Consider the following 20,332-nt stretch of genomic DNA (forward strand, 5'->3'; position numbering starts at 1 on the left):
CAAAAAATCAGAAGCCTTCTTGCTTACCTTTATGAAATTGTGCAGATAATTTGCAGATATAAATAAGCATAAGAACTCTCCATATGAACATATGATGAAATGAATGATAGGACAGGGAGGTATCATAATGTTCACTTACACATTAATAGCCTTAACACTTTGTTGTATCTTGATTCTTATTACATCATATATGTCTAAACGCAAGGGTACCCTAATGGAGTATATGGTATTTATTATGTCTTTTAGCATGAGTATCGGTTTAAGTATCGGTTTTTATTTCGGTATTCTTTTTAAAGGAGAATTACTCTATTCTACTTTACTTGCTATATTAATTAGTGGTTGTATCGGTTTTTTAGTCGGTCTACGTTTTCACCTTTATACTGCTTTAGAAGGAATGTTCTCTGGATTAATGGCAAGTATGATGGGAGCAATGATTACAGAAATGTTAAACGCTCAACAAGCTCATAGTATACTGTTTATTAGCCTTTTACTTACGATAACAATAACTATGTCATGTATAATTCAACTTTTATCAGAAACTTTTTCTGCTTTTATCCAAAGGCGTTTTTTATTATTACTTTCAATTAGTGTAGTAATTATCGTTGCCGTATTCGTGACCTTCCCAAATCATACTCCCACACCTTCACCCGGGCATGATCAACATATACATTGACTCTTGCACCGAAAATGAATAAGCAGCTATCCATAGGATAACTGCTTCATATTATTCTGGCTTATTAGGAATGTTTGGGTTTGGAACATAATCAGATTTATAATCTGTATATTTTACTTCTGTTACCATCCCGGCGGAAGCATGGTGTAAATCATGACAGTGGAACATCCAATCACCCGGATTGTCTGCTACAAAGGCTACTTCATATTCTTCACCTGGTTTTAGGTTCAAAGTATCTTTCACAAATGGAGAACCTTCTATCGGTTTTCCATCTTTACTCAACACCTGGAAGAAGTGACCATGTAAATGCATCGGATGATCGTCCATTTTAGAACGATTTACCAATTTTAATTTTACTAAATCACCCTTTTTTACTGGAATCGGGTCAATATCTGGAAATACCTTTCCGTTAATTGTATATACCATTTCATTTCCATTCATTTGCGTATTCAAGTCCATATTATATGTGGCAGTGTACTGCTGGTCTAACGTGAAACTACCTAATTTTTTAGCACCATATTTCGTCATATCTAATTTCGGTAGTTTTTCTTTTTCGTTTGCTTTGTCTTTCATCTCTTTGCTGCCATCATATTCAATAACAGCTTTCATTCCTTTTGCACCTTTATTTGCTGAATGGTCTTCAACATACCATTTCCCAGGATTATTAGCAGTAAATTCAATATCATAACGTTCACCAGGTGCGATTGAAATTACTTGATCCTTTATAACTTTTGGATCGTTTATTGGTTGACCATCTGTCGCAATTACTTTTATATCATGACCGTGAACGTGTATATCGTGTGATAGATAACCAACATTAACGAGTCGAAGATGGACTTTATCCCCCTTATTCACTTTTAATGGTTCTACTAAATCCCCGCTTTTACCATTGATTGTGAATAAATCATACATACTCATATCATGACCTTCCATCTTCATATTTCCATGGTCCATTCCTGCCATATTACTAGAGTCTTTTTTATCACTGCCCATGTCCATACCGGAATGATCCATGTCGTTCCTATCATCATTCTTTTTCGTATTTTCATTATCCTTACTAAATTTATTACCATCTGCTTTTTCTGTTTTTCCTTTTGTCATTTCTTTTAACTGTTTATTAATCTCTTCTTTATCTGTTACCCATTCATCTAACATTAATGTATAATCTTCATCATATTTTTCCTTTGTATCTTCTACAATGAGCGCTCCATACAAACCTCTATCTAATTGATTTACAGAATCTTGATGTGAATGATACCAATACGTTCCTGGTACGTTCGCTTCAAACTCATAGGTGAAACTTTTTCCAGATTCAACCGCATCTTGCGTCACACCTGGAATTCCATCCATATTATTTGGGACAGGATACCCATGCCAATGAATAGATACTGGTGCAGATAGTTCATTTTTTAATGTCACTTTCACCTTTTCGCCTTTTTTCACCCGAATTTCTGGACCAGGAGATGAGCCATTAAATGTCCAGACTGGAACAATAACACCGTTACTTAATTTTTGCTTTTCTTCTTTCGCTATTAAAGTAACTTCTGGTCCTTTTTCAACTTTCAATGGTTTTGCAACTGTTTCAGTCTGTGGTGTTCCTTTATCGTTCATATTTTTATGATTGTTTGTTGTATTTGTGGTCGCGGAACATGCAGCAATTATAGATATGACAGAGACTGTAACTGCTGTTAACACAAATCGCTTCATGGAAAATCCCTCCTTTTTCTTTTTCAAAATCATTATAGAAGATGATTTTCAAGAAAATATGGAGATTTAAAATGAACAGAATAAAAAGGTGCTCAAAATTGAGCACCTTTTCTACTTATTATTTCGTAACAACTTCATCTTCTTTTACATTTACATTATTTTCTCTCATAAACGCTTCAATCTCTTCAACTTCTCTAATAATATCTTTTGACAAGTTTTCGTATCCGTCTTTCGTTACAAGAATATCATCTTCAATACGAATTCCAATTGATTCTTCTTCAATATAAAGACCAGGTTCAATTGTTATAACCATACCTTCTTCTAACACTCTATCTTTATATGTTCCTACATCATGCGTATCTAAACCAAGGAAATGGCTAACACCATGATAATAGTATTTTGATAACTCTTCGTCTTCTTGAATTAAACCAATTGCTTTACACTCTTCTGCTAGTACCTTTTTTGTATGCTCATTTAATGCAGCAAACTTTACTCCTGGCTTGATGAGTTTTGTTGTTTCTTTCAATGCTTTTAATACAATATTATACATTTGTTTTTGGCGACTAGAGAATGTTCCATTTGCAGGGAATGTATAACTAATATCAGCGTTATAGTAGTCTTTTTGAGCGCCTAAATCTAGTAGTACTAAATCACCATTTTGAATTTGCGCATCATTATCTTCATAATGAAGAACTGTAGCATTTTTTCCACTTGCCAAAATTGTATTGAACGCATGATGCTTAATGCCAGATGACTTCAATTTGAAATCAAACTGAGCTTCTAATTCATACTCCACCATGTCAGCTTTTGCATGCTTCAATACGTTGTAAATGCCCTCTTTCGTTACAGCAATCGCTTCTTTAATGATTTCAATTTCTTCTTCTGTTTTAAACACTCGTAATTCACAAATATTCGGATATACATTACCTATTGTTACGTGTGGATATTGTTCTCTTACATGTTTAGCAAATGCTAATGTTTTCGTCTCTGTACCATTCCACTCACGACGCTCTAAATCTAAATATAGATGCTTCACATTTTCTGTAAAAAGTATATTTGACATTGTCTTTTCAAAGCTATCTAAATATACAACTTTCTTTATACCTGAAATTTTCTCTGCTTCCTCGTTAGAAACTGTTTTACCGACCCACTTTTCCATTACTGGATCTGACTTTTCAATAAAAAGTGTTTCTTCTACACTATTTCCAAACTTCTTCAACATGAAAATAACATTTGGTTCCTCAATTCCTGTTACATAGTAAAAATTTCGATTCGGCACAAATTTATAATGTGCATCCGCTGACATATGAGGTGCTTGTCCCGCAAATAAAATAGTAATAGATTCGTCTGGTAATGTGTTTACTAATCGTTCTCTATTTTGAGCAAAAAATGTTGATTTCATGATAATCCCCCTAGCGTTCTATGTATGCTTGTAAAACTAATTGTTCTCTGTTATTTATTTTATTATTGTTATAATTTTTCGTCAATTTTTAACCTTTTAGATGGTATTGACATAATAAAAATCAAGCGTTACAATAACTATATATTAGTAAGTAACTAATATAATTAAATCAAATTAGAGGTGAAACAAATGAAAAACATTTTATTCCGTATTAACGAATTATCAAAAAAAGAAAAAGCATCTGGATTAACAGTTGAGGAAAAACAAGAACAACAAATGCTACGTCAAAACTATACAAAAACATTTCGTGGAAGCTTAGATTCCATTTTATTAAACACAAAAATTGTGGATCAAAATGGTCATAACGTTACACCAGCCGCATTACAAGATGCTCAAATACGTTTAAAATTAAGCAAATGAGTTCCGAGCTAAAGAATTTCAATAAAACATAAACAGAGCTGGATTTCCTATATAGAAATTCCAGCTCTGTTTATTGTCTTTTCTAATTTAGTAAACGAGCGATACATCGCAATTCTCCACGATATAATCATCGCGAATGCGAGTAAGAAAAACATTCCGCTTAACTCTGCCAAATCAATTGATTGGCTTAAATATGATTTTAACGCCACTCGTACAGCTAATAATCCGATTAAAATAAATATGAATGCTTTTGAAGGTTTCATATATATATGTTCATTTCTTATTTCAAACTTCGTTGTTTTAATAAGAAATATAGAGAAAATAAGTCCTATGCCAATCGCCTCTATCATTTCTAACGATGTTAATCGAAACTCTGGTAAGAAGTACATCATTGCGCCGGTACTCATAAAAATTGGCGGTAATATAATTTTCTTTTTCGTTATCGGCTTTTTCGCTGCTTTAAAGCGAAGAAACATTACCCCAACAGCCATACAAACTGCTACAATACTTGATAAAAGTGCTATCATACTTTCCACTCCTATCTATTTAACAGACTTTTTGAGTAAAATCATAAACCAAACGAGCCCGATACTTATAATAACGTGACCTAATCCAGCCATATGGCTTAAACCGTTAAAGTCAGTTCCATTTACTTGTAGAAGACCTCTCCATAACATAGTAGCAATAGTAAAAATTAATCCTACATTATAAACAACAAACCACGCACAAAAGCTCTTTGTTTCTTGTACATGAAACACTTTACATAAAGCTAAAGCAATTAAAAAGAATACGAAACCGAGCACTAATACATGTGTATGCACCAATTGCAACATTGTGGATCCTTTAATTCCTTGTGCTTTCGTATACTCTCTTGCAAAAACTCCTGATAATAAACCGATAATTAAGTAGATGAATGCCGCATTATATAATTTCTTCATTATATTCCTCCTGCTGTAAACTTTCCATATTCGCTGCACTCATTTTACGCGAAGTTTATGAACGGAATATGAACAAAATATTACATTCTTTTTTTCAAACAAAAAGCCATTCCGCAATTACTAATTGCAAAATGGCTTTCAACTTATTTTAAATCATCATTTGTAAAAGCACCTGGCAGTAATTGCTCAACAGTCACTTCTTTTTCATCGCCTTTTACATTCGTTAGTAACACAGGCATTTTCGGTTCACAGAATTCAGCAATTACTTGTCTACAAGCACCACATGGTGAAATCGGTCCGTCCGTTTCGCCTGTAATAACTAAGTAACTAAAATCGCGCTCACCTTCTGATACCGCTTTAAAGATCGCCGTTCTTTCTGCGCAGTTACATAAACCGTAAGAAGCATTTTCTATATTACAGCCAGTATAGATTTTACCTTCTTTCGTAACTAACGCTGCACCAACAGGGAATTTCGAATACGGAATATATGCTTTTGCTAACATCTTATTTGCTTCTTCGATATATTTTTTCTTATCCATATTATTTCCTCCTCAAAGTAAGTGTAATTATGATTAGTCAGTAATCACTGTATGAACTAATTTAGGAGCCACTGCTGTTTCAGCGATAGAAATGTTCTCATAGATTTTTGCTTTTACATCTTCTACATTTTCACGGTTTGCGTAGATTGTTACGAATGGTTCGCCTTCTTTTACTGCATCGCCAACTTTTTTACGTAACATTAATCCTACTGCTAAATCGATTTCATCCTCTTTTGTCGCACGGCCAGCACCTAGTAACATAGCTGCGATACCGATTTCATCTGCAACAATGTTAGAAATAACACCTGAAGTTTTTGCAGGTACATCAATTACATACTTCGCCTGTGGCATTTTTTCTGGATTGTCTACAATTGAGCTATCTCCACCTTGATTGCTTAAGAACTCTTTAAACTTCTCTGTTGCTTTTCCGTTTTTCATCACTTCAATTAACATTTCACGCGCTTCTTCTAATGTATTTGCTTTTTTCGCAAGTACGACCATTTGACTTCCTAATACGAGTACTAATTCTGTTAAATCTTCTGGACCTTCACCTTTTAACGTATCAATCGCTTCTTTCACTTCTAAAGCATTACCAATCGCAAATCCAAGCGGTTGTGACATATCTGAAATAACAGCCATAGTTTGACGTCCTACATTATTTCCGATACGTACCATCGCATGTGCTAATTCTTTTGCATCTTCTTCTGTTTTCATAAATGCGCCAGCACCTGTTTTTACATCAAGTACGATTGCATCTGCACCAGCTGCAATTTTTTTACTCATAATTGAACTTGCAATTAAAGGAATTGAGTTTACTGTTCCTGTTACATCGCGTAATGCATAAATCTTTTTATCTGCAGGTGTTAAGTTTCCTGTTTGTCCAATAACAGCTACTTTGTCACGGTTTACAATATCAATGAACTGCTCTTTCGTAATTTCAACGTGGAATCCTTCTACCGCTTCTAATTTGTCAATTGTTCCGCCTGTATGTCCTAAACCACGACCAGACATTTTTGCTACTGGTACATCTAAAGCAGCTACTAATGGTCCTAATACTAATGTTGTTGTATCACCAACACCACCAGTTGAATGTTTGTCTACTTTAATTCCTTCAATTGCTGATAAATCGATTGTTTCTCCAGACTCTACCATTGCCATCGTTAAATCTGCACGTTCGCGATCTGTCATATCTTTAAAGAAGATTGCCATTGCAAGTGCACTCACTTGATAATCAGGAATACTTCCGTCTGTATATCCATTAATAAAGAATTTGATTTCTTCAGTCGTTAATTCTTTGCCATCACGTTTTTTTGCAATAATATCTACCATTCTCATTACAATCATCATTCCTTTTTATATGATATGAATCTATTAAAATAATAAGCCAACGATTGTTGCTGATAAGAAACTTACTAATGTTGCACCGAACAGTAATTTCAGACCGAATCTTGCGACTACATTCCCTTGTTTTTCATTTAAACTCTTAACTGCCCCTGCAATAATTCCAATTGAAGAGAAGTTTGCAAATGAAACTAAGAATACAGATATAATCGCTGTCGTTCTATCTGAGAAATTAAAGTTTCCTTGTGCTAAATCTGTCATAGCGACAAATTCATTTGATACTAATTTTGTTGCCATAATATTTCCGGCATTAATAGCTTCATGCCAAGGTACACCCATAATAAATGCAAATGGTGCAAATATATAACCAAGAATTTCTTGGAATGAAATACCGATTACACCTTTAAATACTGCATTAATAAATGCGATAAGAGCGACGAAACCAACTAACATAGCTGCCACTGTAATCGCAACTTTAAATCCGTCTATAATGTATTCCCCTAATACTTCAAAGAAAGTCTTTTTCTCTTCTTCTTGTACTTCTAACATATCTTCTTCTTCAGTAACTTCATACGGGTTAATGATAGAAGCAATGATGAAACCACCGAATAAGTTAAGCACTAAAGCGGTTACAACATATTGTGGTTTTAATAACACCATATACGATCCAACGATAGACATTGAAACGGTAGACATTGCAGATGCACATAATGTATACATTCGTTTCTCTGGCAATAATCCTAGTTGTTTCTTAACTGAAATAAACACTTCAGATTGTCCTAAAATCGCAGAAGCAACAGCATTATATGATTCTAGTTTCCCCATTCCATTTACTTTACTTAATGCTAGACCGATAGATTTCACAATAATAGGTAATACTTTAATGTGTTGCAATATACCTATTAGTGCTGAGATAAATACGATTGGCATTAATACACTTAAAAAGAACGAAAACTCTTTTTGATTTACTAATCCACCAAATACAAAATTCACACCGTCAGCAGCATATTTTAATAACTCTCCAAAACCATCTGCTATTCCGCTAATTAATATATTCCCTACACTTGTATTTAATAATAAAAATCCCAAAATGAATTGTAATATAACCATCGTTATGATTGGGCGATATTTGACTTTTTTTCTATCATTACTAGCAAGCCAAGCGATACCTAAAATCAATACGAGGCCTAAAACACCGATTAAGTATTTCATAAGCCGTCTCCTCCCATTCGTATCCGCTTACATTTTTTTCAATTATTAAAGCAATAGATACACTTTGCTTTGTGTATCTATCGCTTTTGACTTCATTAATGATTAGTAGTTATCTGTAGCACCTTTTGCATCATTTAATACGATTGCAACACTAGCACTTGCTCCAACACGAGAAGCTCCAGCAGCTACCATTTTTTCTGCATCTTCACGTGTACGAACGCCACCAGATGCTTTTACACCAACGTTTGGTCCTACTGTTTTACGCATTAATGCGATATCTTCAGCAGTTGCTCCGCCAGTTGAGAATCCAGTTGAAGTTTTTACGAAGTCAGCACCAGCTTTTACTGATAATTCACAAGCGCGTACTTTCTCTTCATCTGTTAATAGACAAGTTTCAATGATTACTTTTACAAGAGCTTTTCCTTTTGCTGCTTGTACTACTTCATAAATGTCTTTTTCAACAAGTTCGTTGTCGCCATCTTTTAAAGCGCCTACGTTGATTACCATATCAACTTCAGTTGCACCTTTTGCGATCGCATCTTTTGTTTCGAAAGCTTTTGTTTCAGTCGTGCTTGCTCCTAATGGGAAACCGATTACAGTACAAACATCTACATCATGTCCAGCTAATTCTTCAGCAGCTAGCTTCACCCATGTAGGATTAATGCAAACAGAAGCGAATTTATATTCCTTTGCTTCTTCGATTACTTTCATAACATCTTCTTTAGTAGTATTAGCTTTTAAAATTGTATGGTCAATTAACTTTGCAATGTTCATTATCTTCACTCCTCATATCTTTTAACAACTTCATTCTAACTCTTAGTTGAACAAATGTAAATACACTTTTGAAATTTTGTTCATTTTTTTTAAAAAGGGAATTTTCCTGTAGTAAATAAAGCTCATTCTAACTAAGAAACACTTCCTATTTAAAATCAAAACTTTTATATTAACAATGGTAGTATGTATCTCAATATCCATAATTATTTTAAAAAAGGCAATTTGTATTCAAAAAGCACCCCATAATTCATACATAACAAAATAAAAGGCTTTCTCAAAATTAATATCTTGAGAAAGCCTTTTATTTCTAATCTTTTTGATAATGTAACAATTCCTTTGCTGTATGCTGATCGATAATTAATACATTTGCATATCCGCCACGTAACGCACCATCAATTGCTTTTATTTTTCTATTACCACCAGCAACTAAAATAGAACGTTTCTTTAATTTCAGTTCCTCTAACTCAATTCCAATGGTCCGCTTATTAATTTCTTCACTACTAATATTTCCGTCCCCATCAAAGAATCGTGAACAAATGTCACCGACCGATTGTTTTTTGAGTAAACTTGTTTCATCCTTATCGAAATAACCTAATCGGAATAATAGCGCTTCATCTCGCACTGTTCCTACAGTAAAAATTGCAATATTCGCTTGTTTCCCCATTTCGATAATGTGATGAATATGTCGATCCTGCTCTACTAATTCTTTTGTCACCGCGTTATCAAATATAACTGGAAGAGGTAGATTTCTTGGCGTCGTTTGAAAAGCATCTGCAAATAAAGCGATTGTTTCATTCGCATATGTATTTACACTAGAATGACTAATACCACCTTTTAACTGAACAACTTCTACACCTTTTACATGTTGCGGTACGATTTTTCTAGCGATTTCATACATCGTCATTCCCCAGCTTACACCAACGATATCCCCGTTTTTAACCGTTTTTTCCATATACTCTGCTGCATATTTACTAATATACTCTGTAATCGTTGCATATTCTGGCACTGGTGAAAATACGACATGTGCCTCTAACAAGTTGTACTTTTCTTTCAGTAAATTGCCAACGTTATCTAAATCAGCAAATGGATCGGCTATGCTAATTTGAACAAATCCTTTTTCTTTTGCGTACTTTAATAATCTAGAGATAGTCGGTCTTGAAATATTTAATTTATTAGCAATTTCTTGCTGACTATAATCTGATTGATAATATAATCTTGCAACTTCAACACTTAATTGTTGTTTATCTTTATCCATAGTAACTCGCTACATATCCTTTCCTGTATTTCCTTTTCGTTACAAGCATTATACAGCTTTATGCAAAAAAATTCGACTACCGAATTTTATCTAACTGAGCTTCTACTACACTTAGTATTTAAAATGAAACTTTAATCAATGGTTTTTATCCATCCCCTACTGGCTATCATCCCGCCACCATAATGCAAGATTTTTTCTTATAAAGCAAACCGGTCAGGTTATTGAGAAAGTCATTTTTAAAGTTCAAATTAGATATGTGTATATACTCAGTATGAGCGGGTGAAATCAATTGTAAAATAGTAGTTGTGGAATAAAGTGAAACTTTAATTAGCCCTCACCAATCGGACGTTTACGGACAGTCGATCTCCCACCTAACTTCTTTGCTTCAACTGAATTTTGAGGTGGGAGTTTTACTGTCCGTTAACGCGGGATAAATAAAAGAAATAATCAATAGTGATTATTTTTCTTTTCATATACATATTTATTTTTGGAAAAACAATCTCACTCCAAATACTAATAATACCGCGCCCGTAATACCCTCTATTGTACGGTTTACTCTTTCTTTTCTTAAAAAAGTTCTTAATTGACGTATGAGTGAGATGTAAAGTAAATACCATATTGCTGTCAAAGTTGTAAATGTGACTCCTAATAAAAGAAATTGGAGGAAATGATTTTGATTACTTACAATAAATTGAGGTAAAAAACTAAGGAAAAACACAGCAGTTTTTGGGTTTAAAATTGCCGTAGTAAATCCTTGTCTAAAGCTTTTAATTGCCCCAATACTCTTAGAGTCCATTTCTATTGGACCTGACATATCTTCTTTTTTATGTAAGGCACTTTTAATTGACTTTACAGCTAAGTAAATTAAATAAAAAGCCCCAGCATATTTTATAAATGTAAATAACATAGCAAATTTCATTAGGATAGCAGAGAGTCCTAACGTAGCCATTATTGTATGAATCATCATTCCAGATATCGTTCCTAAAACAGTCTTTATCCCACCATTTTTACCATGCGAGATAGTGTTTTTTGTAACTAGTGCAAAACCAGGACCAGGCATCATTATGATTAACATTGCTGTAAGAATAAATAATAGATAATTTTCCATGTTCTAGTATTTCCTTTCCAATTTTTAGTTTTGCTTACAGTATAGCTTTTTTCATTAAAACATTAAATATAAAAGACTTGATCAAGGGATCCGACAGGAAAATGCGGATTTACAACGATAAGGAAATTCCAATATTAAAAACCCAACTTTTCAAATACTTCCACACATTCATTAACCAAATCAGTTAATTCTTTACATGCTTTCATTCGCTTATTTCGTATCCACGCCCCCCTTACTGATAATGCATTCTTCTGTTCACTCATCATTCATCCTCCTCCAAAATAAAAAGCACCCGAATGGATGCTTTTTATTTTACTCAAATGTTACTGTAACTAATTTAATATTTTTAAAGTCTTCACTTAAAAATAAAGTTTGTTATCTTCACTTTCGGCAATAGCCTTTAAATCTTCTTGAGGAGCGCTCCATACTACCAAAGAAATATCTTGTTCTTCATTATTTAATGTTGTAATCTCCTCTTTATCGTTTTATTAACATTACACTATATATATCTATAATATAATTAAAGGTTACTTTTATGACAAAAAAGAGCAACCCATTAGTTACTCTTAAATGACAAAAACTGGAATCCTAAGATATAGGAATATGCAGGATTTTAAAAAATAGGAATTATAAAAGCCATAAATAATCTTTATTCTGGTGTTTCCGCACCTTTCAACGTACAGCAGAAGAATATAATATTACCCGACTGCCTTTCATTTGCTCTACGCTCAAAGGAAAGGAAAACCCTTCCCCGTATATGAAGTTACTATTAAAAAGTGGAATGAGCCCACTTATTTATTTTCACATAAGTTCACCACTTAAATATTTATATTTTTTCCTTTTAAGCAGAAAATAAATATTACAAAAGAGTAACCATGCATCAGTTATCCTTTCGTCAACCCCTTATCTTTTTACAGTAATCCCCTTTAAAATCAAATTAGGTCTTACTCTCAATTACAATTGTCTTGTCCCGATTAACATTTGAAATATTTTTAGTCATCAAACTGACAATTACTAAAACTACAATATTCACAAATAAAGCGATAATCCCTTCATTCAAATCTTTAATAACCTGAGGAAAACCTGGGAATAGTTTACTAATACCAATATTACCCAAGTCCATAATCGAGACTAACACCCCTCCTGTAATAATCCCAGCAAATGCCCCTTGTTTAGTCACAAAGTTTTTTCTCATCAAACTCGCAAAAAATGCAGGAGCGAGTTGTGTAATGAAGTTATAAGCAATTAAAGCTAGACTAAACAGGGTATTCCCTCCTTTAAAGGTCAAATAAATTCCTACAAGAGAAATAAATGGGACTAAGTATTTTACCAATTTGCTAAGCTGCATTTCTGTTACAGATGGATTAAATACTTGATATATATTTTTGGCAAGCAATGTTGATATTGCCATTAATAATAATGAACTTGGTACTAGTGCCGCTAATACTCCCGCTCCGCCAATTACCCCAACAAACCATGGGTCAAAAGCTTGTTTAGACAATTGCAGCAAGATAGTATCAATATCACTACCATTTAATCCTGGCATCCGCAAGATTGCAGCAAATCCAACGAAAAAGGCAAACAGTAAAATTAATTGATACATTGGCATTAAAATTGCATTTTTTCGTAATGCTTTTTCACTTGATGCAGCAAAAATGGGGGAAAAACCATGTGGCCACATATAAAATCCAATAGAGCTTAATATTACCGTTGATATATACCATGATATACTCATCCCCTGTTCAGGCAGTATGGTAAAGGCTGGTTTTACTTTTTCAATTGCCTCATACATAGGTTGAATCCCGCCATAATAATGAATAGGAAAATAAAGTCCTAAAAATACGACAATCCCAAGAATTAAAATATCCTTTAAAATCGATGTTTGCGCAGAGCCATGAATACCAGAAACCATCACAAAAACAGTTACCCCTATCGCTCCAAACCAAATAGCTGTTGTAGAAGATATAGCACCGTAAGATGTTGCAGAAACGATATATCCTAATCCCTTCAATTGCAGTACTAAATAGCATGTACAGGCTATTACACCAATAACTGCAACAAGTACCCCAAGATAAGGACTTTGATATTTTTTCACGAAAAAGTCCGACTGTGAAACTAACTTATGTTTCTTTGCATACCTCCAAATAACAGGAAAGGTCCAGTAGGAGATTACCGTTGCTAAACAACCATATGTTATGATACTAAAAATAGATCCCCCCTCTCCATAAGCTGAACCACTTGCACCTAAAAAGGTAAAGGTCGTATACATTTCGCCTGCAGACAGAAGGAAAATCAACAGGGCTCCCATTCCACGACCTCCAACCGACCATTGTTCTAAATCCATTTCTTGCCCCTTTTTAGCACGAATACTAATCAAAATAGGGATGACGAAAAAACATAAAATGAATAACACTGAAATATTCATCTTGAATCCCCTTTCCGGTTAGTGGGATCTATTTTATAAATAATCGCTAAGATAACTGTAGTTATAAGTGACCAAAGTACAATCCAAAAATGGAAGAATGGCATTCCGAAAACATAAGGATTTACCTTATTTGTAAATAAAGCCCCTACAACAAACCCTAAGAATGGAATAAAGCTAAGCCAATGTATGATTTTCATACTTTTATCCCCCTAATACGCTAGGTTTAGCATCTTATAAGTACCGTGAACTAATAACTGTACTCCATATCGTAAAGCTTGTTCATCAAAAGTAAATCTGGGATGATGGTGAGGATAGATAATTCCTTTTTCTTCATTACGAGCCCCTATAAAAATATAAGATGATGGAGTCATATATTGGTAGGCAGAGAAATCTTCACTCCCCATAATTGGTTTTAAAATCTCTCGATTGTCTTCACTAAATACTTCACATACTGTCTCATCCATCAATCTTGTTACTTCTTCATCGTTTATAGTCGGACCATAGCCAAACTGATAATTGAATTCATATGTAGCTCCATGTGCTTCTGTAATTCCCTTTACTATTCGTTCGATAAAAGTTGGAACTTTTTCTCTTAATTGTGGATTAAAACTTCTAACAGATCCCCCTATGCTTATCTTATCTGGAATAACATTAATTGCACCTCCTGCATTAAACTGAGTCACTGAAATTACAAGTGTTTCCTGAGCGTCTCGATATCTCGAAACAATATGTTGGAGATTAGTAACAATTTGAGTTCCAATTACAATGGGGTCAATCGTTAATTCAGGTTGCGATGCGTGTCCTCCTTCACCTAACACCGTAATATTAAAAGTATCTGCTCCAGCCATCATTGGACCGTAACTTAAGCCGATCTTACCCACAGGAAGCGCCGACGACAGATGACTTCCAACAATCATATCTACTCCATTTAGTACACCAGCTTGTACTAACTCTTGAGCACCACCAGGTGGAAGTTCTTCAGCGTGTTGAAATATAAAACGAACCTCCCCTTTAATTTGATTTTTTAATTGTGCAAGAACCCATGCCGTACCCAGTAACATTGCCGTATGTCCATCATGTCCACAAGCATGCATTACGCCTTTCTTCTGTGACACAAAGTCAAAATCATTCTCCTCCACAATTGGAAGCGCATCCATATCTGCCCGTAATGCAATTACCTTTCCTGGCTGCTTACCAATCAAACGAGCCATAACACTTGTGTTTGTCGGACGTGAAATTTCTAGATTACCAAAGCTTTGTAGCTTTTCAAAAACAAATTGTGCAGTATTTTCTTCTTGAAATGATAGTTCCGGATATTTGTGCAAATGCCTCCTCCAACTAACAACTTCACCTTGAATATTTTCAATTAAATTATGAACTCTTTCTATTTGAGACATGTATTTCAACTCCTTTTCAATTTAAACTTCATTAGAAATTCTATTTTAGGTGTATTTAAGGAAAAAATTCCTTAAATGAAGTATAGTAGTTATTAAAAGAAATTTCAATATTTTCAGATAAATAAAATCTTGTATGAATTACAAAACAAATAAGCACCCCTAATGGATGCTTATAACAATCGATAAATTTTACTTGGTCTCCCACGTGTTGCATAGGTCTCTTGCCCGATACATTGTGCCAATTCAACCTCACACATATCCGTAACAATACGTCTCACATTCCGTTCTGTCATCTCAAGATGTGTCGCTAATTCCTTTGTTGTGAAGCAATTCCATTTCATTTTATCTATAAGAGCCGATATTTTTTTATACGTTTTCACACTTATATTTCCTTTTTTTAATTTCTCTAAAAGGAATTCACTTTGGGTACGAATTGTAAAACTTAATTCTTTTTTATCACCCGGCGATTCAACAATTGTACCATCATCTTGAACAATTACAATCCCACGCTTTTTCATTCCCTTAGAATGCTGAATTGCACGAAAAGCACTAATTTCTGCCGAATATGCAGTCTCACCAAAACCAATTCCAACGGCAACAGTTGTATCTGCTTCAAACGCTAATCTCTGAATAGCATCTTGCAGCATCTGTATTTCTCTTTCAATTGCACCACGAGAACTAAAAATCATATATCTACCGTTGCCCTTATCTGAAACAGACCCGTTAATTGTTTCACCAAGCTGAATCATTATTTCTTTCAATCTAATCTCCAAGTATTGCAAATGATATGGAGTCTTCATTTCCTCCGCAACTTTATTAAAATACTCAACTTCAATGATTTCGACACCAATTTGTGCATCTTTAAAATAGGCGGCTTTTACTTTCTCAGAAAGTATTCTGAGTGTCTGGCGAATTTCCATCTTACTCATCGACATTCTATAAGATGGAATTCCACGCTCTCTTAGGGAATCACATACTGACGGGAAACAAGTTAAGACTCCTGATATTTTTCCTTTTTTCCATAAATCCATGTGAAAATTTAATAATTCCTCCATATCAATATCCAAATCAAATACTTTCGTATAAATCTGTGACTTCTTTATATGTAACTGTGATAAAGCTTCTTCACTAATATTATTTAAAGACATTGTATCGATACTTAGTTTCTCAATAATTCTCCCCTGTTCATAAATCATCTCTAAAAGAGATTTATATAAGCCTGATTCTGTAGCAGGAACATAAACCATTATTTTATCGGTGCCTATATATTTTTTTGCAATTTCATAGGGAAGCGGGCCAGAAAAAAGCCACGCATGGACATGAGGAGTATATTCATTTACAATTTCCTCTATTTCCTCTATTTGATCATAGGAATAAGAGGTAAATTCCAACTCATGTTTGTATTCTTCTACCATGCCTAGAATCTGATCTATAGAAGTTTTTAAACCGATTAATCCAACTTTATACATACTATATTCACCGCCTTTACCATATATATGTACTCATATTATATAGGATACATATAGTATACTATATAACTTAAACTTAGGACTTACGATTATAAGGCAGTTATCCCTTGCCTAAAGTTCTAATTTTTATACCTTCTCATTCTCCGACAGAAGATCTCTCTCTTGAAAATGCGGAGGTATAAAATAGTTACTCTAAAACATCCCCCTATCGCTTCATGTCACCATATGTTAGAGATACATAAAAAAAGAGCAATGTATAGCTATTGCTCCTTTTAACTCTCTTATCAAAATGTTACTAGACTTTTTAATTTTCACATACCCATCTAAGTACTGACCATCAATTACAGCTGCATAAGCAACCAGTTCATGTGTCTCTTCATTTTTATATAAATTTAAAATTATATATCCCCAGACTGAAACTTTGCAATACCGTCTGCACTATTCCCATGAGCAATCACAAATCCATTACCTGCCGTTGCCCTAGATGCTATTCTATTTATTTAATATACCAATTTCATAGCGATTATAAACATGAAATAAACTTTATCTATTCACCGAACTCATGGCCATTCAAAGTGATTCATCCTAATAGAGGTATCTACTTTTGGATACCAAAAAGAACCCTTCCGTTTCGGTTAGGTTCTCTCTGGTATACTGCTTATAATGAAATTATCCTCATTATTTTCGGTCCTTATTTCTTCTTCTTTTAACTCCTAAATAAAGTACCCAAATAATTACAGCGAAGATCAAAATACCTACCACGATTCCCAATAAGTTAGAAAAAACATAGGTAATGAACATAAGTGAAAATATAACATGAATCATTGCTACAATTATTGATACAACTCTTACAGTTGTAGGATCCATATCCTCATAGTTATCTTTCAATATATCTTTTAACCATAGCCATATCATTACAATATTAAAAACTAAACTTAAAAGATTTATCGCCAATGTCCACATCATGTCTAAACTTCCCCGGCCATTAAATATACTTCTATAAAAGCCTTTTACTGTTTCTATTCTTATTTCTTGAAATCCAAAAATCGCCACAATACCTATAATGATTACAATTAATGAACCTACTGATTTTCCTAAACGATTTTTAAAGGTATCTAATACTTTCTCCATAATATCTCTCCTCTTACTTTTTATGATAAATACGTTAATAGGTGAATCACACCGTAAACTTCCTCTATCCTTTCATCTAGGATAATCTTTATAGTAGTTTGGTGTTATTCTAACTTCCCTACACCAATTGAGTGCATATAAGCCTCCTCATTGACAAATCCAATTCTATTTCATATTTTTTCATTAGTTTCTAAAATTTATTTCCCCTTGACCTCACATTAGACTATCATAAAAGCTATTATTTCTTACATGTTTAATAAGTTTCTTCTGTTGCTTACTTTTTCTACACTTTCATTCCAACAAAATAACCATCATAAGGATCCATTGCAAATTTTATAAAGAGTATAAATAGAACGAAAGCACTCAGTTAATCGACTTAAATGATAAATAGCCCTGCCTTGGATAAACAGAGCTTTTCATCAAAAGTAGTGCTATGTATAATAAATACACTAGGGTAGGGTATTTTAAACACCTTTCAACGTACAGAAAAATATGACCGACATCTCACATGTTTTTCATCTTGTTGTACACTCAAATGAACTTAACATATCGATTATCGCATAATCACACTTTGAGTTTTCATCTATTTTTTCGTTAATATACGCAAAAATAGAATTTTAATTTATTCGATTGATTACATTTTTTAAATTCCTCCACATTGGAAATAACTATATAATAAAAAAGATTAAATATTAGGAGTGCTATAAATGTCTGATAAAATTAAACTTTGTATTGTAATAGCCGTTGCTTTATTTTTAATGTTTTCCATAATATCAGAGTTTAAAAAACCTCAAAAAGATATGTTTTGGTTCTCGATTGACGTAATGTTTCTCCTTGCAGCTTTTTTACTAATAAAAGACTATATCGTCAAACATGTAACATAATCGCTTGAATAAAAACTTAATATTCTGTCAATAATATAACTAGGCGATAGCTATAACTTATTTAATGAAGTCCCTAACCTTTCTCCTCTCCCCCTTTTGGAGAACCAGCCGAGCAGTTAGCTTTTGCTAGCTGCTCTTTTATTCGTAACCATTTCAAACAATATTTCGTACAATAAACCAGTCCATTCTTATAATTTGAGTTCGTCGCTTTTATTATAAAAATAGGCTTAGATCCTATAGCTTTTTCCAGCACCACTCATATTATTAAATTTAATGTGTTTTTCAAGTCGGAGAAAGACACATTAGGGTGCCTTTTCTTTATTAATGGACGCTCCTCCTTTTAGAAATACATACTTTGAAAACCTTGAAGTATTTGAAAATCAATTTTATCTGCTTTTGTCCTTTGAATTATAAAATCCAATCCATTATTAACATTATCTGCATATTTAGGCATTACTTCCAGAGTATCTGCCAATGGTTTAGTGAAATTATCCCAATGTATTGGAATAACAAGTTTTGGTTGCACCTTTCCTACCGTTTGTTCGTAATACATATTTAGAAACGTACTTTCCTGCTTTCCTAATCCCCCTACTCCTAAAAATAAAACATCAGCTTGAATATTATCTAATCCCCCTTCTATATAGTTAGCACTTGGCTTAACAAGGAAAGCTTTATTATTATGTGTAATTAAGAAATCATATGAAGAGTCCTCATGATAATCTAAAGCTTTAGCTGGTTGTTTTAATGGCTTCGTTATTTTTTCCCCTTCGTCAAAGGTTGGTGAATGTTTTGACGGAAGGACAGTCATAGTAAAGTCACCAAACTCTATAGCCTTATTTATCTCGTATACAGACATCTGTTTCTTATTTATACCACCACCAAGACCTACATTGATTGTTGATTCTGAACCATATACATATGTTCTAGTTCGTTTAGCAATATAAGCTAAATCAAATGCATGATCATAGTGTGTATGTGCGATAAACAATCCCTTAAGTTTATTATTATCAACCCCTATTCTATTAAAAACTCTATCTACAGTATCTTCATCTGTTTTTAAACTGCTAAACACTATCCTTGGTAAAGATGGCCTAGAAATAAAACCATCAATCATTAATTGTGTATTACCATCATCAAATAATAATGATGATGTTCCTAAAAATGTGACCTTTACCTCTCCTTGATTCAATACTTTTTGTATTGTCTTTGGAGCATAATATTCCTTGTATTGCTGAATATCTGCTGAAGGCGTTAAAAATTTATAATAAACAAAAATGGAAGGAATTATCACCAATACTAATAACCCTATAAAAATACCCTTAACTTTTTTTCTTAATATATATTTCAAAAAAACAATCTCCTTTTCTAGACATAATATATTATTAACACATATTTTACAGCGATATTACCGGATAACCAAACATATTCATTCCATAAATGGGGTACCAACACATCTCCATCAAGCTAAAAAATTGTCTCCATAAAACAAAAAACGCGATTCTTTTTGTAGAAATATACAGAAAGTGTCGCGTTTTTCGTATGAGGTTATCGATTTCTGATGAATTACAATTGTTTTCTAAAGCATTACAGCAACTTAATATTACCTTTCTCTTCTAAATCTTTCTTTTTCACGTATCCTCTGATCAGGTATTTCAAA

At 33.4% G+C, this 20,332-nt stretch carries 20 protein-coding genes; 3 read left to right on the forward strand and 17 right to left on the reverse strand.

Going from position 1 to position 20,332, the window contains the following annotated elements; all coding sequences use genetic code 11:
• Positions 1–127: 127 nt before the first annotated feature.
• Complete coding sequence (locus COL05_RS03500; RefSeq protein WP_098667594.1) at positions 128–673, forward strand: hypothetical protein; 546 nt, start codon at positions 128–130, stop codon at positions 671–673.
• A 51-nt stretch (positions 674–724) separates the two neighbouring features.
• On the opposite strand, the gene COL05_RS03505 is transcribed toward COL05_RS03500, so the two are convergent.
• Entirely contained in the window at positions 725–2,380 is a 1,656-nt protein-coding gene (locus tag COL05_RS03505; protein WP_098667595.1) for a multicopper oxidase family protein, read from the reverse strand.
• Between the two features lie 118 nt (positions 2,381–2,498).
• Positions 2,499–3,782: an aminopeptidase P family protein gene (locus COL05_RS03510; protein WP_098667596.1), complete on the reverse strand. Its 1,284-nt coding sequence runs from the start codon at positions 3,780–3,782 to the stop codon at positions 2,499–2,501.
• Positions 3,783–3,971: 189 nt separating this feature from the next.
• Here COL05_RS03510 and COL05_RS03515 point away from each other — a divergent pair, with 189 nt between their 5' ends.
• On the forward strand, positions 3,972–4,202 hold the full coding sequence (locus COL05_RS03515) for a DUF896 domain-containing protein (protein WP_098667597.1): 231 nt from the start codon (positions 3,972–3,974) through the stop codon (positions 4,200–4,202).
• A 47-nt stretch (positions 4,203–4,249) separates the two neighbouring features.
• Here the strand turns inward: COL05_RS03515 and COL05_RS03520 are convergent, their stop codons facing one another.
• The 14 genes from COL05_RS03520 to COL05_RS03580 form a co-directional block, all read right to left on the reverse strand.
• Positions 4,250–4,729: a CcdC family protein gene (locus COL05_RS03520; RefSeq protein WP_098667598.1), complete on the reverse strand. Its 480-nt coding sequence runs from the start codon at positions 4,727–4,729 to the stop codon at positions 4,250–4,252.
• A 15-nt stretch (positions 4,730–4,744) separates the two neighbouring features.
• Positions 4,745–5,140, reverse strand: a complete 396-nt coding sequence (locus COL05_RS03525) for a DUF2871 domain-containing protein (protein ID WP_098667599.1) — start codon at positions 5,138–5,140, stop codon at positions 4,745–4,747.
• Positions 5,141–5,283: 143 nt separating this feature from the next.
• Positions 5,284–5,679, reverse strand: coding sequence for a cytidine deaminase (locus COL05_RS03530; protein ID WP_098667600.1), 396 nt, complete (start codon positions 5,677–5,679; stop codon positions 5,284–5,286).
• A gap of 33 nt (positions 5,680–5,712) precedes the next feature.
• Positions 5,713–7,014 (reverse strand): pyrimidine-nucleoside phosphorylase, encoded by a 1,302-nt coding sequence (locus COL05_RS03535; RefSeq protein ID WP_001983022.1) that lies wholly within the window; start codon positions 7,012–7,014, stop codon positions 5,713–5,715.
• Between the two features lie 36 nt (positions 7,015–7,050).
• The gene (locus COL05_RS03540) at positions 7,051–8,232 is read right to left on the reverse strand and encodes a NupC/NupG family nucleoside CNT transporter (protein WP_098667601.1); all 1,182 of its coding nucleotides are present in this window, start codon (positions 8,230–8,232) and stop codon (positions 7,051–7,053) included.
• A gap of 102 nt (positions 8,233–8,334) precedes the next feature.
• Entirely contained in the window at positions 8,335–9,006 is a 672-nt protein-coding gene (deoC, locus tag COL05_RS03545; RefSeq protein ID WP_001017446.1) for a deoxyribose-phosphate aldolase, read from the reverse strand.
• Positions 9,007–9,313: 307 nt separating this feature from the next.
• Positions 9,314–10,261, reverse strand: coding sequence for a DNA-binding transcriptional repressor DeoR (locus COL05_RS03550; protein WP_016717188.1), 948 nt, complete (start codon positions 10,259–10,261; stop codon positions 9,314–9,316).
• A 481-nt stretch (positions 10,262–10,742) separates the two neighbouring features.
• Positions 10,743–11,369 (reverse strand): LysE family translocator, encoded by a 627-nt coding sequence (locus COL05_RS03555; protein WP_098667602.1) that lies wholly within the window; start codon positions 11,367–11,369, stop codon positions 10,743–10,745.
• A gap of 134 nt (positions 11,370–11,503) precedes the next feature.
• Complete coding sequence (locus COL05_RS31685) at positions 11,504–11,632, reverse strand: hypothetical protein (RefSeq protein ID WP_257152528.1); 129 nt, start codon at positions 11,630–11,632, stop codon at positions 11,504–11,506.
• A gap of 674 nt (positions 11,633–12,306) precedes the next feature.
• Positions 12,307–13,794, reverse strand: a complete 1,488-nt coding sequence (locus COL05_RS03560; protein WP_098667603.1) for a sodium:solute symporter family protein — start codon at positions 13,792–13,794, stop codon at positions 12,307–12,309.
• A complete protein-coding gene (locus COL05_RS03565; RefSeq protein WP_098667604.1) occupies positions 13,791–13,991 on the reverse strand; it encodes a DUF3311 domain-containing protein in 201 nt (66 codons plus the stop codon). The genes COL05_RS03560 and COL05_RS03565 overlap by 4 nt, the downstream gene beginning before the upstream one ends.
• 12 nt (positions 13,992–14,003) lie before the next feature.
• Entirely contained in the window at positions 14,004–15,191 is a 1,188-nt protein-coding gene (locus COL05_RS03570; RefSeq protein WP_098667605.1) for a M20 family metallopeptidase, read from the reverse strand.
• Positions 15,192–15,361: 170 nt separating this feature from the next.
• Entirely contained in the window at positions 15,362–16,660 is a 1,299-nt protein-coding gene (locus COL05_RS03575; protein WP_098667606.1) for a hypothetical protein, read from the reverse strand.
• A 678-nt stretch (positions 16,661–17,338) separates the two neighbouring features.
• Positions 17,339–17,791 (reverse strand): hypothetical protein, encoded by a 453-nt coding sequence (locus COL05_RS03580; RefSeq protein WP_098667607.1) that lies wholly within the window; start codon positions 17,789–17,791, stop codon positions 17,339–17,341.
• Between the two features lie 707 nt (positions 17,792–18,498).
• On the opposite strand from COL05_RS03580, the gene COL05_RS31170 reads away from it, so the two are divergent.
• Positions 18,499–18,675: a hypothetical protein gene (locus tag COL05_RS31170; protein WP_180233421.1), complete on the forward strand. Its 177-nt coding sequence runs from the start codon at positions 18,499–18,501 to the stop codon at positions 18,673–18,675.
• 340 nt (positions 18,676–19,015) lie between these two features.
• Here COL05_RS31170 and COL05_RS03585 read toward each other — a convergent pair whose 3' ends face one another.
• On the reverse strand, positions 19,016–20,023 hold the full coding sequence (locus COL05_RS03585) for an MBL fold metallo-hydrolase (protein ID WP_098667608.1): 1,008 nt from the start codon (positions 20,021–20,023) through the stop codon (positions 19,016–19,018).
• Positions 20,024–20,332: the final 309 nt, after the last annotated feature.

The organism is Bacillus sp. AFS059628 (assembly GCF_002571225.1).
Classification (GTDB): Bacteria; Bacillota; Bacilli; order Bacillales; family Bacillaceae_G; genus Bacillus_A.

Bases quoted from the DNA above. Each gene is read 5' to 3' on its own strand.
- COL05_RS03500 (WP_098667594.1), top strand. From the start codon at position 128: ATGTTCACTTACACATTAATAGCCTTAACACTTTGTTGTATCTTGATT.
- COL05_RS03505 (WP_098667595.1), bottom strand. From the start codon at position 2,380: ATGAAGCGATTTGTGTTAACAGCAGTTACAGTCTCTGTCATATCTATA.
- COL05_RS03510 (WP_098667596.1), bottom strand. From the start codon at position 3,782: ATGAAATCAACATTTTTTGCTCAAAATAGAGAACGATTAGTAAACACA.
- COL05_RS03515 (WP_098667597.1), top strand. From the start codon at position 3,972: ATGAAAAACATTTTATTCCGTATTAACGAATTATCAAAAAAAGAAAAA.
- COL05_RS03520 (WP_098667598.1), bottom strand. From the start codon at position 4,729: ATGATAGCACTTTTATCAAGTATTGTAGCAGTTTGTATGGCTGTTGGG.
- COL05_RS03525 (WP_098667599.1), bottom strand. From the start codon at position 5,140: ATGAAGAAATTATATAATGCGGCATTCATCTACTTAATTATCGGTTTA.
- COL05_RS03530 (WP_098667600.1), bottom strand. From the start codon at position 5,679: ATGGATAAGAAAAAATATATCGAAGAAGCAAATAAGATGTTAGCAAAA.
- COL05_RS03535 (WP_001983022.1), bottom strand. From the start codon at position 7,014: ATGAGAATGGTAGATATTATTGCAAAAAAACGTGATGGCAAAGAATTA.
- COL05_RS03540 (WP_098667601.1), bottom strand. From the start codon at position 8,232: ATGAAATACTTAATCGGTGTTTTAGGCCTCGTATTGATTTTAGGTATC.
- deoC (WP_001017446.1), bottom strand. From the start codon at position 9,006: ATGAACATTGCAAAGTTAATTGACCATACAATTTTAAAAGCTAATACT.
- COL05_RS03550 (WP_016717188.1), bottom strand. From the start codon at position 10,261: ATGGATAAAGATAAACAACAATTAAGTGTTGAAGTTGCAAGATTATAT.
- COL05_RS03555 (WP_098667602.1), bottom strand. From the start codon at position 11,369: ATGGAAAATTATCTATTATTTATTCTTACAGCAATGTTAATCATAATG.
- COL05_RS31685 (WP_257152528.1), bottom strand. From the start codon at position 11,632: ATGAGTGAACAGAAGAATGCATTATCAGTAAGGGGGGCGTGGATACGA.
- COL05_RS03560 (WP_098667603.1), bottom strand. From the start codon at position 13,794: ATGAATATTTCAGTGTTATTCATTTTATGTTTTTTCGTCATCCCTATT.
- COL05_RS03565 (WP_098667604.1), bottom strand. From the start codon at position 13,991: ATGAAAATCATACATTGGCTTAGCTTTATTCCATTCTTAGGGTTTGTT.
- COL05_RS03570 (WP_098667605.1), bottom strand. From the start codon at position 15,191: ATGTCTCAAATAGAAAGAGTTCATAATTTAATTGAAAATATTCAAGGT.
- COL05_RS03575 (WP_098667606.1), bottom strand. From the start codon at position 16,660: ATGTATAAAGTTGGATTAATCGGTTTAAAAACTTCTATAGATCAGATT.
- COL05_RS03580 (WP_098667607.1), bottom strand. From the start codon at position 17,791: ATGGAGAAAGTATTAGATACCTTTAAAAATCGTTTAGGAAAATCAGTA.
- COL05_RS31170 (WP_180233421.1), top strand. From the start codon at position 18,499: ATGTCTGATAAAATTAAACTTTGTATTGTAATAGCCGTTGCTTTATTT.